Annotated in this window: 12 protein-coding genes; 4 read left to right on the top strand and 8 right to left on the bottom strand. The window is 70.3% G+C overall.

Annotated elements, in window-relative coordinates; genetic code table 11:
* Positions 1 to 67: 67 nt before the first annotated feature.
* Positions 68 to 3,100, bottom strand: a complete 3,033-nt coding sequence (gene uvrA, locus HEK131_RS08070; protein ID WP_217463800.1) for an excinuclease ABC subunit UvrA — start codon at positions 3,098 to 3,100, stop codon at positions 68 to 70.
* Between the two features lie 225 nt (positions 3,101 to 3,325).
* Between uvrA and HEK131_RS08065 the strand changes: the two genes are divergently transcribed.
* Positions 3,326 to 4,012 (top strand): maleylpyruvate isomerase family mycothiol-dependent enzyme, encoded by a 687-nt coding sequence (locus tag HEK131_RS08065; protein WP_244334218.1) that lies wholly within the window; start codon positions 3,326 to 3,328, stop codon positions 4,010 to 4,012.
* Positions 4,013 to 4,058: 46 nt separating this feature from the next.
* Entirely contained in the window at positions 4,059 to 4,715 is a 657-nt protein-coding gene (locus HEK131_RS08060) for an MBL fold metallo-hydrolase (protein ID WP_217463798.1), read from the top strand.
* A 25-nt stretch (positions 4,716 to 4,740) separates the two neighbouring features.
* On the opposite strand, the gene aroQ is transcribed toward HEK131_RS08060, so the two are convergent.
* The 7 genes from aroQ to HEK131_RS08025 all read right to left on the bottom strand — a co-directional run bounded on the left by aroQ (position 4,741) and on the right by HEK131_RS08025 (position 13,453).
* Complete coding sequence (gene aroQ, locus HEK131_RS08055) at positions 4,741 to 5,214, bottom strand: type II 3-dehydroquinate dehydratase (RefSeq protein ID WP_217463797.1); 474 nt, start codon at positions 5,212 to 5,214, stop codon at positions 4,741 to 4,743.
* A 107-nt stretch (positions 5,215 to 5,321) separates the two neighbouring features.
* Positions 5,322 to 6,422, bottom strand: coding sequence for a calcium:proton antiporter (locus HEK131_RS08050; protein WP_217463796.1), 1,101 nt, complete (start codon positions 6,420 to 6,422; stop codon positions 5,322 to 5,324).
* A 166-nt stretch (positions 6,423 to 6,588) separates the two neighbouring features.
* Positions 6,589 to 7,584: a TerC family protein gene (locus tag HEK131_RS08045; RefSeq protein ID WP_244334217.1), complete on the bottom strand. Its 996-nt coding sequence runs from the start codon at positions 7,582 to 7,584 to the stop codon at positions 6,589 to 6,591.
* 221 nt (positions 7,585 to 7,805) lie between these two features.
* The gene (locus tag HEK131_RS08040) at positions 7,806 to 9,602 is read right to left on the bottom strand and encodes a TerD family protein (RefSeq protein ID WP_244334216.1); all 1,797 of its coding nucleotides are present in this window, start codon (positions 9,600 to 9,602) and stop codon (positions 7,806 to 7,808) included.
* A gap of 50 nt (positions 9,603 to 9,652) precedes the next feature.
* Positions 9,653 to 10,231, bottom strand: coding sequence for a TerD family protein (locus tag HEK131_RS08035; RefSeq protein ID WP_217463793.1), 579 nt, complete (start codon positions 10,229 to 10,231; stop codon positions 9,653 to 9,655).
* A gap of 157 nt (positions 10,232 to 10,388) precedes the next feature.
* Complete coding sequence (gene uvrB / locus HEK131_RS08030) at positions 10,389 to 12,536, bottom strand: excinuclease ABC subunit UvrB (protein WP_161150238.1); 2,148 nt, start codon at positions 12,534 to 12,536, stop codon at positions 10,389 to 10,391.
* Positions 12,537 to 12,577: 41 nt separating this feature from the next.
* On the bottom strand, positions 12,578 to 13,453 hold the full coding sequence (locus HEK131_RS08025) for an MHYT domain-containing protein (protein WP_244334215.1): 876 nt from the start codon (positions 13,451 to 13,453) through the stop codon (positions 12,578 to 12,580).
* 278 nt (positions 13,454 to 13,731) lie between these two features.
* Between HEK131_RS08025 and HEK131_RS08020 the strand changes: the two genes are divergently transcribed.
* Together HEK131_RS08020 and HEK131_RS08015 are read left to right on the top strand one after the other, a co-directional pair.
* Entirely contained in the window at positions 13,732 to 14,607 is an 876-nt protein-coding gene (locus HEK131_RS08020; RefSeq protein WP_217463791.1) for a glycerophosphodiester phosphodiesterase, read from the top strand.
* 48 nt (positions 14,608 to 14,655) lie between these two features.
* Positions 14,656 to 15,210 carry a methylated-DNA--[protein]-cysteine S-methyltransferase gene (locus tag HEK131_RS08015; protein ID WP_217463790.1) on the top strand — a complete coding sequence of 185 codons (555 nt, stop codon included), beginning with the start codon at positions 14,656 to 14,658 and terminating at the stop codon, positions 15,208 to 15,210.
* Positions 15,211 to 15,251 lie beyond the last annotated feature (41 nt).

Below are 15,251 nucleotides of genomic sequence, written 5' to 3'. Positions count from 1 at the left end.
GAGCGGCGCCTCACGAGAACGTCCCGCGAGGCGCCGTCGACGCGAAGGGCCGGCCGGCGGACCGGCGTCAGGCCTTGGGGGCCCGCGTCGCCTTCTTGGCGGCCGTCTTCTTGGCCGTAGGGGCCTTGGCGGTGGCGGTGCTGTTGGCCTTCGCCGTCACCGTCTTCGCCGCCGCCTTCTTGGCGGTCGCCTTGGTCGCGGCGGACTTGGCAGTCTTCCGCGCACGCGGGGAATTCACCGGACCCGAGTCGCTGACGCGGTCGGCGCCGAGGATCTCGCGCAGGAACTTGCCGGTGTGGCTGGCCGGGACCGCCGCGATCTCCTCGGGCGTGCCCTCGGCGACCACGAAACCGCCGCCGGCGCCGCCCTCCGGGCCCATGTCGATGACCCAGTCGGCGGTCTTGACGACATCGAGGTTGTGCTCGATGACGACGACCGTGTTGCCCTTGTCCACCAGGCCGGAGAGGACCTTCAGCAGCTTGCTGATGTCCTCGAAGTGCAGACCGGTGGTCGGCTCGTCCAGGACGTAGACCGTGCGGCCGGTGGAGCGCTTCTGGAGCTCGCTCGCCAGCTTGACGCGCTGCGCCTCGCCGCCGGACAGGGTGGTGGCGGACTGGCCGAGCCGGACGTAGCCGAGGCCGACGTCCTTCAGGGTGCGCAGGTGCCGGGAGATGGCGGGCACCGCCTCGAAGAAGTCGGTGGCCTCCTCGATCGGCATGTTCAGCACGTCGGCGATGGACTTGCCCTTGTAGTGGACCTCCAGGGTCTCCCGGTTGTACCGGGCGCCGTGGCAGACCTCGCACGGGACGTACACGTCCGGGAGGAAGTTCATCTCGATCTTGATCGTGCCGTCGCCCGAGCAGTTCTCGCAGCGGCCGCCCTTGACGTTGAAGGAGAAGCGGCCGGGCTGGTAGCCCCGCACCTTCGCCTCGGTGGTCTCGGCGAACAGCCTGCGGACGTGGTCGAAGACACCGGTGTACGTCGCCGGGTTGGAGCGCGGGGTGCGGCCGATGGGCGACTGGTCGACGTGCACGACCTTGTCCACCAGGTCGTCGCCGTCCACGCGCGTGTGGCGGCCGGGGACGTTGCGCGCGCCGTTCAGCTCGCGGGCCAGGTGGGTGTAGAGGATGTCGTTGACCAGGGTCGACTTGCCCGAGCCGGAGACACCCGTGACGGCCGTGAAGACACCCAGCGGGAAGGACACGTCGATGTCCTGGAGGTTGTTCTCACGGGCACCGCGCACGACGAGCTGCCGGGACGGGTCGAGCGGCCGGCGCACGTCCGGGAGCGGGATGGCCTTGCGGCCGGAGAGGTACTGGCCGGTCTGCGACTCGGTGTTGGCGAGCAGTTCCTTGAGGTGACCGCTGTGGACGACCTTGCCGCCGTGCTCACCGGCGCCCGGACCGATGTCCACGATCCAGTCCGCGACCTTGATGGTGTCCTCGTCGTGCTCGACCACGATGAGGGTGTTGCCCATGTCCCGCAGCCGGACCAGGGTCTCGATCAGCCGGTGGTTGTCGCGCTGGTGCAGGCCGATGGACGGCTCGTCCAGGACGTAGAGGACGCCGACCAGGCCGGAGCCGATCTGGGTGGCGAGCCGGATGCGCTGGGCCTCGCCGCCGGAGAGGGTGCCCGCCGCGCGGTTGAGGGAGAGGTAGTCCAGGCCGACGTCGACCAGGAACCGCAGCCGCTCGTTGACCTCCTTCAGCACGCGCTCGGCGATCTTCTTGTCGCGGGCGTTCAGCTTGAGCTCGCCCAGGAAGTCCGCGCAGTCGCTGATCGACATCGCGGAGACCTCGGCGATGGACTTCCCCATGACGGAGACCGCGAGGACGATCGGCTTCAGACGCGTGCCCTCGCAGGAGGGGCAGGGCACCTCGCGCATGTAGCCCTCGAAGCGCTCGCGGCTGGCGTCGCTCTCGGCCTCGCTGTGCCGCCGCTTGACGAAGGGCACCGCGCCCTCGAACGGGGTGGTGTACACCCGCTCCCGCCCGTACCGGTTGCGGTACCGGACCTCGATCTGTGTCTTGTGGCCGTACAGCAGGGCCTTCTTCGCCCGCTGGGGCAGACCGGCGAAGGGGATGTCGGTGCGGAAGCCGAGCGCGTCCGCGAGGGCGTTGATCAGACGGCCGAAGTAGTCCTTGGTGTGGCCGTGCGACCAGGGGTGGATCGCGCCCTCGTCGAGGGACTTGTCCTCGTCCGGGACGATCAGCTCGGGGTCGACCTCCATGCGCGTGCCGATGCCGGTGCACTCGGGGCAGGCGCCGAAGGGCGAGTTGAAGGAGAAGGAGCGGGGCTCCAGCTCCTCGAAGGACAGGTCGTCGTACGTGCAGTACAGGTGCTCCGAGAACATGCGCTCGCGCTCGGGGTCGTCCTCGGGGAGGTCGACGAAGTCGAGCACGACCATGCCGCCGGACAGGCCGAGGGCGGTCTCGACGGAGTCGGTGAGGCGGCGCTTGGCGGAGTCCTTCACCGTGAGGCGGTCGACGACCACCTCGATGGTGTGCTTCTCCTGCTTCTTCAGCGTCGGCGGCTCGGACAACTGGATGGTCTGGCCGTCGACCCGGGCGCGCGAGTAGCCCTTGGTCTGGAGGTCGGCGAAGAGGTCGACGAACTCACCCTTGCGCTCGCGCACGAGCGGGGAGAGGACCTGGAAGCGGCTGCCCTCGGGCAGCTCCAGAACCCTGTCCACGATGGCCTGCGGCGACTGGCGCGCGATCGGGCGGCCGCACTCGGGGCAGTGCGGCTTGCCGATGCGGGCGAAGAGCAGGCGCAGGTAGTCGTAGACCTCGGTGATGGTGCCGACCGTGGAGCGCGGGTTGCGCGAGGTCGACTTCTGGTCGATCGAGACCGCCGGGGAGAGGCCCTCGATGAAGTCGACGTCGGGCTTGTCCATCTGCCCGAGGAACTGGCGGGCGTACGAGGAGAGCGACTCCACGTAGCGGCGCTGGCCCTCGGCGAAGATGGTGTCGAAGGCCAGGGAGGACTTGCCCGACCCGGACAGGCCCGTGAAGACGATGAGCGCGTCACGCGGCAGGTCGAGCGAGACATTCTTCAGGTTGTGCTCGCGCGCGCCACGGACGATGAGACGGTCGGCCACGCCGGTCCGCACCTTTCTTCAGAGAAGTGACAGGGGCCGAGGCCCCGTGCTTCTTCGAGCCTAGGGGGAGCCACTGACAACGCCGGTCGGTTCCCGGAACGCATAACAATCCCCCGCTGTCCAGCATGCCCGACGCCGCCTTCGACGATATAGCACGTGCTTTCGAATTACGGAGGATGTTCGTCACCTTCACCCGAAGGTGTGGTCCGGCTAGGGTCTGGCCCCATGACCGATCACGCTCATGACCTGGCCCGTGTACGGCAAGCGACGGACCGGCTGCTCAGCGCTGCCGCCGCACTGGACAACGCGGCACTGGCCGAGCCGTCACGGCTTCCGGGCTGGACACGCGGACATGTCCTCGCCCACGTCGCCCGTAACGCAGACGCGCTCGTGAACGTCCTCGGCGGCCGCCCGATGTACGTGAGCGCCGAGGGCCGCGACGGCGACATCGAGCGCGACGCCCCGCGCCCGCTGGACGTCCAGCTCAGCGACGTACGCGACAGCGCGGCCCGGTTCGACGCGGCGGGTTCGACTCCGGGTGACTGGACCCGCGTCGTGGAGCTGCGCAACGGTGTCACCGACGTCGCGGCCCGGCTGCCCTTCCGGCGCTGGGCCGAGGTCGAGCTGCACCACGTCGACCTCGGCATCGGCTACGAGCTGGAGGATCTCCCGGTCGAGTTCACCGAGCGCGAGACGGAGTTCCTGGCGCGGCGCTTCCTCGGCCACCCCGACGTGCCCGCGACGCTGCTCACCGACGGCACGCGCGCGTGGAGCACGGGACAGGAGGCTCCCGACCCCGAGGTCACCGTCACCGGCACGCCGGCCGATCTGCTGGGCTGGCTCGCCGGGCGCCGCGCCGGGATCGCCCTGGAGGTGAAGGGCGGCGAGCTGCCCGCCCTCCCGCCGCTGTGACACCGCGCCGGGCCGCCAACCCCCGTACCGCTATAGGCTGATCGACATGACGTACAGCGGCGAGGTCAGGGTCGGCGGACCGGCGGACGTGCACGAGCTCAAGGACCTGATGATCACGAAGGTCGCGGTCGGCCCGATGAACAACAACGCCTATCTGCTGCGTTGCCGGGCCACCGACGAGCAGCTCCTGATCGACGCGGCCGCCGAGGCGGACACGCTCCTCACCATGATCGGCCGGGACGGCATCGCGTCCGTCGTCACCACGCACCAGCACGGCGACCACTGGCAGGCACTGGGTGAGGTCGTCGGCGCCACGGGCGCCCGTACGTACGCCGGGCGGGAGGACGCCTCCGGCATCCCGGTCGCCACCGACGTGCCGGTCGACGACGGGGACGTCATCAGGGTGGGCCAGGTCGAGCTGACCGCGCGCCACCTGGTCGGGCACACGCCCGGCTCCATCGCGCTGATCTACGACGACCCGCACGGCCACCCGCACGTCTTCACCGGCGACTGCCTCTTCCCCGGCGGCGTCGGCAACACGCACCAGGACCCCGAGGCGTTCGCCAGCCTGATCCGCGACGTGGAGACGAAGATCTTCGACGCGCTGCCGGACGAGACCTGGGTCTACCCCGGCCACGGCGACGACACCAGCCTCGGCGCCGAGCGCCCGCACCTGCCGGAGTGGCACGCGCGCGGCTGGTGAGCCGGTCTCCGGCCGCGGGCGGCGCTCAGGCGTCCGCCCGCGCCGACCCCAGCAGCGTGGCGATCCGCTCGACCGCGAAGACGTACCCCTGCACCCCGCATCCCGCGATCACCCCGTCGGCGCGCAGCGAGACGTACGAGTGGTGCCGGAAGGTCTCGCGCTGGTGGATGTTGGAGATGTGCACCTCCAGCACCGGCAGGCCGTCGCAGGCGTTGAGCGCGTCCAGGATCGCCACCGACGTGTGGGAGTAGGCGCCGGGGTTGATGACGATCCCGGCGTGGTCGAGCCGCGCCTCGTGGATCCAGTCGACCAGCCGGCCCTCGTGGTTGGACTGCCGGCAGTCCACCGTGCCGCCGTACGCGGCCGCCGCCTCGGCGCACATCGCCTCCACGTCGGCCAGCGTGTCCTTGCCGTAGATCTCGGGCTGCCGCTGGCCGAGGAGGTTCAGGTTGGGCCCGTTGAGGATCATGATCGGGGCGCTGGCCAGGGTGCGGGGCACGGTCGTTTCCTCCGGTGCGTCAAGGCGGCCGGTCGCCGGCCGCTGCTCGCACCCGGTCTATCACGGGCCGCCGGAGCGCCTCACGGAGTCGGTCGGACGTCTTCGGGTCAGGGGTTGAGGGCGAGCTCCAGGTAGGCGGCGAAGAGGACCAGGTGGACGCCGCCCTGGAGCGGGGTGGCGCGGCCGGGCACGACGGTCAGCGAGGCGACGACCACGGTGAGCGCGAGCAGCAGCATGTGCGTGGAGCCGAGGCCCAGCACGAGCGGCCCGGACAGCCAGACGGACGCCAGGGCGACGGCCGGGATGGTCAGGCCGATGCTGGCCATGGCGGAGCCCAGCGCGAGGTTGAGACTGGTCTGCACCCGGTCGCGGCGGGCGGCGCGCAGTGCGGCGATGGTCTCGGGCAGCAGGACGAGCAGCGCGATGACCACACCGACGACCGCTTGGGGCAGGCCCGCGCCCTCCACACCGGATTCGATCGTGGGCGACACGCCCTTGGCGAGGCCGACCACGCCGACGAGGGCGAGGCCGAGCAGACCGACGCTGACCCAGGCGCTCCTGCTGGACGGGGGCGCCGCGTGGTCGGCGGCGGTGATGACGTCGCCCTCTTTGGTGACCGGCAGGAAGTAGTCGCGGTGCCGCAGGGTCTGGGTGGCGACGAAGAGGCCGTAGAGGACCAGGGACGACAGGGCCGCGAACGTCAGTTGCACGGTGGAGAACTCGGGGCCGGGCTTGCTGGTCGTGAACGTGGGCAGCACCAGGCTGAGGGTGGCCAGGGTGGCGACCGTGGCCAGGGCGGCTCCGGTGCCCTCGGGGTTGAAGACGGCGGTGCCGTGGCGCAGGGAGCCGACCAGGAGGCAGATGCCGAGGATGCCGTTGCAGGTGATCATCACGGCGGCGAAGACCGTGTCGCGGGCCAGGGTGGAGCTCTTGTCCCCGCCGTCGACCATGAGGGTGACGATCAGCGCCACCTCGATGACGGTGACGGCGACGGCGAGCACCAGGGAGCCGAAGGGTTCGCCCACCCGGTGGGCGATGACCTCGGCATGGTGCACGGCGGCCAGGACGGACCCGGCGAGTACGAGGGTGACCAGGGCGACGACCGCGCCGGGCAGGTCACGGCCCCAGGTGAGGACGAGCAGGACGATCGCGAGCACCGGCACGAGGAACGTCCACCGCGTGGCGAGCGACCTGAGCCGAGTGATCATGCAGTGATGGTGGCAGAGGCGTACAGGGTTCGCATTCCGTTCGTTTCGCGGTCCGTGCCGGCCGGGTCGGCGTGACGGGGGCGGATGGCGCGGGGCCTTTGCGTGCGGAAGGCGCCGGGCTGCGGCACCTTCCGCACGGATCGGCTTCGTCCCGCGGGTTCGCGGGTCAGGCGTCGATGCTGTCCTTGGCGGCGCCGTCGCCCTTGCCCGCCTCGGCGGCCGCCTGCTTCCGGGAGGCGATGAGGCTGGTGATCGTGGTGATGACCAGGACACCGCAGATCACGGCCAAGGAGACCGGGATGCTGATCTCGGGGACATGCACCCCGAGCTCGTGCAGGGCGTGCAGCACCAGCTTGACGCCGATGAAGCCGAGGATGACCGACAGGCCGTACGACAGGTGGACCAGCCTCTTCAGCAGGCCGCCGATGAGGAAGTAGAGCTGGCGCAGACCCATCAGGGCGAACGCGTTCGCGGTGAAGACGATGTACGGGTCCTGCGTCAGGCCGAAGATCGCGGGGATGGAGTCCAGCGCGAACAGCACGTCGGTGGTGCCGATGGCGAGCATCACGACCAGCATCGGGGTCATGACCCGCTTGCCGTTCTCCTCGATCCACAGCTTGGTGCCGTGGTACCGGTCGGCGACACCGAACCGGCGCTCGGCGGCCTTCAGGAGCTTGTTCTCCTCGTACTCCTCGTCCTCGTGGTCGGCGCGGGCCTCCTGGATGAGCTTCCAGGCGGTCCAGATGAGGAAGGCGCCGAAGATGAAGAACACCCACGAGAAGCTGGCGATGATCGCCGCGCCGGCCGCGATGAAGGCGGCCCGCAGGACCAGCGCTATGAGCACGCCGAAGAGCAGGACCCGCTGCTGATACTGCGCGGGCACCGCGAACTTCGTCATGATCAGCACGAAGACGAAGAGGTTGTCGACGCTCAGGGACTTCTCGGTGATGAAACCGGCGAAGAACTCCCCGGCGGGCTGGGCACCGCCGAAAAAGAACAGTCCGAGGCCGAAGAGTCCGGCCAGGGCGATCCAGACGGCGGTCCAGACGCCCGCTTCCTTGATGGACACCTCATGCGGCTTGCGGCCGATGAAGAAGTCCACGGCGATCAGGGCGGCAAGCCCCACGATGGTCAGGACCCACAGGGTCACAGAGACGTCCACTGCACCTCCGGCATTACGTCACGGCAAACATCAGCGTTGTCGCTGCCGGAGGTCTCTTCCACCCGGAGAACGGGCCGGCGCCCCGGGATCCACATCGATCCGTATTGACGGGTGCGCCGCATCAGGGAGTACTCCCCTCCGCACGAAGACAGTACCGCAATCACCAAGGAACAGTAAAGAGAAAGGTAAAATAAAGACCAAGTCAGCAGCTCAGAGGTTCTTTACTTCCCCTTGATCCGGGCCGCGGAAACCCCGCTGAGCACCTGCTGGACGACCGCGCTCCCGTGCGGCGGGAGGGCAGGTTCGAAGGTCCAGGCGTGTCCGACCCAGGGATCGGCGAAATGGTCGTCGGGCGAGGGGGTGAGTCGCATCAGTGAACGCCACAGGGGGTCGAGCAACGGCCCGTACGCCCCGGCGTCCGCGCGGTCCGCGACCAGCAGCAGATGGACTCCGGCCGCCGGGCCCTCGTCCGCGAGGAAGCGGAGCCGGGTGAGGGCGCGGTCGTCGAATCCGTGTGGGAAGTCGTTGACGATCAGCAGCCGCCGGGCGCTGTCGAACCCGTCCGGCAGCGCCTCGGCCGCGCCGCCGCTGATCGCCATGCGCACCAGGTCGACCCTCCGGGTGAGCGATTCCAGCGTCTGCGCCACACCGGCCGCGCCGTGCGCGGGCGGTCCGGTCGGCGTGCCCGTCCGGGTCAGCGTCCCGAGCGGTCCCGCTCCCGCGCCGGCCGGGTCGACGACCTGTACGGCGAACTCACCCACCGGATGGACGGCGAGCAGCCGGGCAGCGAGGGCCACCGCCACCTCCAAGGCCCGGCGGCGCCGCTCCGCGGAGCCCCCGAAGTCGCCGGGCGTGGCGCCGCTGTCGACCCACAGGCCCCGTTCCAGCGGCAGCCTGACCAGCATCGGAATGCGCAGGGGCGCGCTCTCGGGGAGGTGGAGGTCGCCCAGCCGTACGGCCTGGGGCGGGTCGGCCGGCATCCGGTGGGCGTGCCAGACCGGGTTGTCCCAGCGGGCGTAGGCGGGAGGCAGAGCGGGCTCCACGACCTCCGACTCAGCGGTGAGCTGGGCGAGGTCGCATTCGTAGGCCGCCTGTGCCCGGCCGACCAGCTCGTCGTGTCTGGCCCGGGCCGCCTCGCGCGCCGCGTCCGCGGCCCCGCCGATCCTGGCGCGCGGGTCGGTGAGGGCCGCGTCGAGTTCCCGGTCCAGCCGGGCGGCGGCGAAGTCGGCCGCACTCCGGAGGGCGGCGGTGGCACGGGCCAGGTCCTCGAACATGCCCCAGACCTGGTTGTACAGCCGCTCCTCCATCGACCAGCCCGCCGCGTCACCCGCGACGGGGCGCGGTGGTTCCCCGGCCGGGCCGGTCGTGGCGGCCGGGGCGGCCGGGGCGGGGGATTCATGCCGCCGTGGGTGGGAGTAGTCGACCGGTCCGCCGGTCGGGCGGGTCTCGGGCGGCGGAGGCTGCGGCGCAGCAGGGTGCCCCGCCTCCCCCATGGCTTCGGCGACCTCGCGGGCCCGGGGCAGTCCCAGGTCGGCGAGGAGGGCGGCGAGGCCGTCCGCGTAGCCCTGGCCGACCGCACGGACCTTCCAGTCGTCCTGTCGGCGGTAGAGCTCCAGCGCGACGACTGCCGACTCGGCGTCCAGTCCGGTGAGGGTGAAGCGGACGATCTCGGTGCCGTCGGCGTCGGTGACCGTCGCTCGCGGGGATGCGGTCGCGCCGAACCGGCCTCCCGTTCCCGCGCGTTCCGGCATCGCCAGCAGCACGGTGACCCGGTGCACGGTTCCGGGCAGGGCGTTCAGGTCGGCGATGACGCGATGCTCGGTGGCCGCCGCGCGTGGCGCCTCGATGCCGGGGAGGACAGGGGCGCCGGCATGGGCGATCCGGCGGGCGTCGTGGACGAGGCCGCGCTCGTCGCCGAGGGCCGCGGCGGCGAGGACTGGGACCTCGGCCGAGATCAGGATCTCCAGCCGGGTCCGGGGCAGCGGGTGGTTCTGTCCCCGCAGCAGTTCGGTCCCCATCGCCGTCGCCCCCTGTGTTGTCTCGTCGTGCGCGCCGGGTGGGTGCGGTCCTACAGGTGCGGGAGGATCGCGGGCATCAGGTCCTGGAAGGTGCGCCCGTTGGCGGGCTCGCCCAGCGCGGTCATCGTCCAGCCGGAGCCCGCGCGGTGCACCTTGGCCATGATCTGCGCGGTGTACTCGCCGCCGCCCGCCAGCGTGTAGCGCGCCAGTTCCTGGCCGTTGGTCTCGTCCACGAGGCGGCAGAACGCGTTCTGCACCTCCTGGAAGGTCTGCCCGGTGAAGGAGTTCACGGTGAAGACGATCTGGTCGATGTGGGGCGGGACCCGCTGCAGGTCCACGAGGACGGCCTCGTCGTCGCCGCCCTGTCCGACACCGCCGACGAGGTTGTCGCCCGTGTGGCGGACGGAACCGTCGTCGCTCACCAGATGACGGAAGAAGACGACGTCGACCGGCTGCTGCTCCGCGAACAGGACCGCCGAGGCGTCCAGGTCGATCTCGCGGGTGCGCGAGCCGAACAGTCCACGTCGCTTCGCCGCCTGCCAGCCGAGACCCATACGGACCGCGGTAAGGGTGGCCCCGTCCTTCTTCTCCAGGCTGATGGCCTGGCCCTTGGTCATGTTGACGGTCACGGCTTGAATCCCCTCTCGGTGTTCCCCTGTTGCCGCGCATCGCACGGTTGCCCAGAACCCTACGCAGGGTCGCCGACCGTGCCGAACCCCGGCCCGCGCTTTGTGTCGGTGTTGCAACACTGCGCGTCCATGCCGAGGTCCGGGCGGGTCAGGAGGGTCAGGCGATGCCCGCCTCCCGCATCTGGCGCAGTTCCTTCTTCATCTCCGACACCTCGTCGCGCAGGCGGGCGGCGATCTCGAACTGGAGCTCGGCGGCGGCCGCGCGCATGCGCTCCGTCATCTCCTCGATCTGCCCGGCGAGTTCGGCGGCCGGCTGGTCCGTGGGCGTCGCGCCGCCCTTCGCCTTGGTCCTGGCCGCCTTCGCCTTCGCGTCCTTGGTCGCCTTGCCCCCGAGGGAGGGCACGGGCGCCTTGGGCGCCTTGCCGTCCTTCTGCTGCCGGTAGCCGGTGCCGAGGAGCTGCTCGGTGTCGACGCCCTCGCGGGCGATCTGCGCGACGATGTCGTTGATCTTCTTGCGCAGCGGCTGCGGGTCGACGCCGTTGGCCTTGTTGTACGCGACCTGCTTCTCGCGGCGCCGGTTGGTCTCGTCGATGGCCTTCTCCATCGCCGGAGTGATCTTGTCGGCGTACATGTGGACCTGGCCGGAGACGTTGCGCGCCGCGCGGCCGATGGTCTGGATCAGCGAGGTGCCGGAGCGCAGGAAGCCCTCCTTGTCGGCGTCGAGGATGGCCACCAGGGACACCTCGGGCAGGTCGAGGCCCTCGCGGAGCAGGTTGATGCCGACCAGGACGTCGAACTCACCGGCCCGCAGCTCACGCAGCAGTTCCACGCGGCGCAGGGTGTCGACGTCGCTGTGCAGATAGCGGACCTGGATGCCGAGTTCCACGAAGTAGTCGGTGAGGTCCTCGGCCATCTTCTTGGTGAGCGTGGTGACCAGGACGCGCTCGTCCTTCTCGGTACGCGTCCGGATCTCGTGCACCAGGTCGTCGATCTGGCCCTCGGTGGGCTTGACCACGACCTCGGGGTCGACCAGGCCGGTGGGGCGGATGATCTGCTCCACCACGCCGTCGCCCCGGGACAGTTCGTAGGCGCCCGGAGTCGCCGACAGGTAGACGGTCTGCCCGATGCGCTCCTGGAACTCCTCCCACTTCAGCGGGCGGTTGTCCAGCGCGGAGGGCAGCCGGAAGCCGTGGTCGACCAGGGTGCGCTTGCGGGAGGCGTCACCCTCGTACATGGCGCCGATCTGCGGCACGGTGACGTGCGACTCGTCGATGACGAGCAGGAAGTCGTCCGGGAAGTAGTCGAGCAGGGTGTTCGGCGGGGAGCCGGGCAGGCGGCCGTCGAAGTGCATCGAGTAGTTCTCCACGCCGGAGCAGGTGCCGATCTGGCGGAGCATCTCGATGTCGTAGGTGGTGCGCATCCGCAGGCGCTGGGCCTCCAGGAGCTTGCCCTGCTTCTCCAGCTCGGCCAGGCGCTCCCCCAGCTCCTTCTCGATGCCGTTGACCGCGCGCTCCATGCGCTCGGGGCCGGCGACGTAGTGGGAGGCGGGGAAGACGTACAGGCTCTGGTCGTCGCTGATGATCTCGCCGGTGAGCGGGTGCAGCGTGGACAGCGCCTCGATCTCGTCGCCGAACATCTCGATGCGGACGGCCAGCTCCTCGTAGACCGGGAAGATCTCGATGGTGTCGCCGCGCACGCGGAAGGTGCCCCGGGTGAAGGCCGTGTCGTTGCGCGTGTACTGGATGTCGACGAAGCGGCGCAACAGCTCGTCCCGGTCGATCTCCTCGCCGACCTTGAGGGGGACCATGCGGTCCACGTACTCCTGCGGGGTGCCCAGGCCGTAGATGCAGGAGACGGAGGCGACCACGACCACGTCACGACGGGTGAGCAGGGAGTTCGTCGCCGAGTGGCGCAGGCGCTCGACCTCCTCGTTGATCGAGGAGTCCTTCTCGATGTAGGTGTCCGACTGCGGGACGTACGCCTCGGGCTGGTAGTAGTCGTAGTACGAGACGAAGTATTCGACCGCGTTGTTCGGGAGCAGCTCGCGGAACTCGTTGGCCAACTGGGCGGCCAGCGTCTTGTTGGGCGCCATCACCAGGGTGGGGCGCTGGAGCTTCTCGATCATCCACGCGGTGGTGGCGGACTTGCCGGTACCGGTCGCGCCGAGCAGTACGACGTCCTTCTCGCCGCCCCCCACACGCTTGGCCAGGTCGGCGATGGCCGCCGGCTGGTCGCCGCTGGGCTGGTAGGGGCTGACGACCTCGAAGGGCGCCACCGTGCGTTCGATCTTTGAAACGGGCCGCATGGAATCAACCGTACGACCCCGCACTGACAACGGGCCGGGAGTCAGTGACGCTGGGGGGTGCGGGAGCCGTGGGCGTCGGCGTGGACCGGCCGGCGGCTCGGCCCCTGCGGCGCGCGAAGCCGCTGGTGGGAGGCGATGGCGGCGGCCGGGACGCCCGGCTTGGGCTTCTCGGGGATGTGCCGCGGCACGCCCTTGACCATCAGCGGATCGAACAGCACGACGGCGGCCGCGAGGACCAGGAAGGCGAGCGGTCCGATGAGGATCGGGGCGAGCACGGTGGCCGGCGAGCCGCTGGTCGCGGTGCCGGGGGTGCCGTGGAGGTGGACGGTGAGTCCGGCCATGCCGGTGTAGTGCATGCCGCTGACGGCGAGTCCCATGACGAGGCTGGCGCCGATGCTGCCCACGAGGCCCCTGACGCGTCCGGCGGCCCAGAGGGCGACGCTGGCCGCCACGACGGCGATGACGACGGACGCGACGACGCTCGGGATGTCGTAGGTGAACCGTCCGTCGAAGCGCATCCCGGCCATGCCGAGGTAGTGCATGGAGGCGACGCCGAGACCGGTGATCGTGCCGCCGGTGACGAGCGAGGTGCCGGTGGCGCCCCGGTAGCCGATGATGAAGATCCCGACGCCCACCATGACGATGGCCAGGCCCAGGCTGGCGTAGGTCATCGGTTTGTCGAAGCGGATCGGTGTCTCGTCGATGGAGAAACCCATCATGGCGATGAAGTGCATGGTCCAGACGCCGGATCCGATCGCCGTCGATCCGAGGGCCAGCCACGCGGGCCGCCAGGAGTGGGTGACCAGCAGGGAGCGGGTGGTGCAGCGCAGGCCGAGGGCGCCGCCGAGGCAGGCCATCACATAACCCACGAGGGGGGTGACGACCCCGTAGCTGAATCCGTCGATCGTGCCTCGCATGCGCGGCCGTCCCTCGCCTTCTCGCGTCGTGGAACACACGCGATGTTCCCCCTGCCCAGGGCCGCTGCGGCGGTCCGGGCTGACGCTGAGAGTATGGCTGCCACCGGAATGGTCGAATGATTTTCCGGCAAAGAAACACGGCCTTCACCCACTTGTGCGCCACCGGTGTGCGGAGTTGGGCTCGGCCGTTCATCGTGTGGCCGTTCTGCACCTGTGTGCCGTCGGCCCTCTGCCATCACACTTGTGCTGTTGATGTCCGCCGGACAAGAGGAGTACGCATGCACGCGCACGCAGTCACCGCCGCAGCCGTCGCTGCCCTGGGGGCGGCGGTCCTGCTGAGCCCCGACTCCAGCTCCGACGCCCGGTTCGTCCGGACGGCCCAGCCCACGGTGATCGCCCACCGAGGGGCCTCCGCGTACGCGCCCGAGAACACGCTGGCCGCCATCGACAAGGCGGCGAAGCTCGGCTTCTCCTGGGTGGAGAACGACGTGCAGCGCACCAAGGACGGCAGGCTGGTCGTCATCCATGACGACAACCTGGCGCGCACCACGAACGTCGAGGACGTCTTCCCCGGCCGGGCTCCCTGGAAGGTGAAGGACTTCACGTCGGCCGAGATCGCCAAGCTCGACGCGGGCAGTTGGTTCTCCCCCGACTACGCGGGCGCGCGCGTGCCGACGCTGGAGCGGTACATGCGCCAGGTCGAGCGCAACCACGAGAAACTGCTCCTGGAGGTCAAGAACCCCGAGCTGTATCCCGGCATCGAGGCGCAGATCCTGAAGACCCTGAGCAACGAGGGCTGGCTGAACGGGGCGCACCGGAACCGGCTGATCGTGCAGAGCTTCAGCGCGGACAGCCTCCGCACCGTGCACCAGCTCAAGCCCGCGCTGACCACCGGCTACCTGGGCCGCCCGGCGGAGGACGAGCTGAGCGGGTACGCCCGGTTCACGGACCTCATCAACCCGTCGTACGCGGACATCTCCACGAGCTACGTCTCGACCGTGCACGCGCTGAAGGGGCCGCACGGCAAACCCCTCCGGGTGTTCACCTGGACGGTGAACGACGCGGCCACGGCCCGGAAGGTCAAGGGCTACGGCGTCGACGGGATCATCACCAACAAGCCGGACGTGGTGCGGACGGCGCTGAGCGCCCCCTGAACCCGGCGGCGGGGCCCGTTGTCGGTGGCGGGTCGTAACGTGGTCGGCATGGACAGCCAGGGGCAGGGCGAGCAGCGGGTCGTGTGGGCGGTCATGGACAGCCGCATCGGCCCGCTGATGCTGGCGGCGAGCCGCCAGGGACTGGTCAACGTCGTCTTCCACGCCACCGGCCCGGTGCGCGGGCGCGCGCTGGAGCGGCTGGCGGCGCGGTACGGCACCGAGCCGGTCGAGGAGCCGGAGGCGCCCCTGCTGGCCGAGGCGATACGCCAGGTCGAGGCGTATCTGGCGGGCGAGCGCCGGGACTTCGACTTGCCGCTGGACTGGTCGCTGATCTCCGGCTTCAACCGGGCCGTGCTGCGCGAACTGGCCGACGGCGTCCCGTACGGCGCGGTGGTCGGCTACGGCGATCTTGCCCGGCGGGTCGGGCAGCCGGGCGGGGCGCAGGCGGTGGGCACGGCGATGGGCGCCAATCCGCTGCCGGTCGTCGTACCGTGCCACCGGGTCGTGGAGAGCGACGGCGGGATCGGGGGGTTCGGGGGCGGCCTGGAGACGAAGCGGCAGTTGCTGGCGCTGGAAGGCGTGCTGCCCGAGCCGTTGTTCTGACGCCGCCACGCGAGCTTGTGCCACCCGGTGTGGGGGCCGCG

Source organism: Streptomyces seoulensis, assembly GCF_022846655.1.
GTDB lineage: Bacteria > Actinomycetota > Actinomycetes > Streptomycetales > Streptomycetaceae > Streptomyces.
The sequence above is the reverse complement of the archived record's forward strand: the minus strand, read 5'-3'. Positions and strand labels throughout refer to the sequence as shown.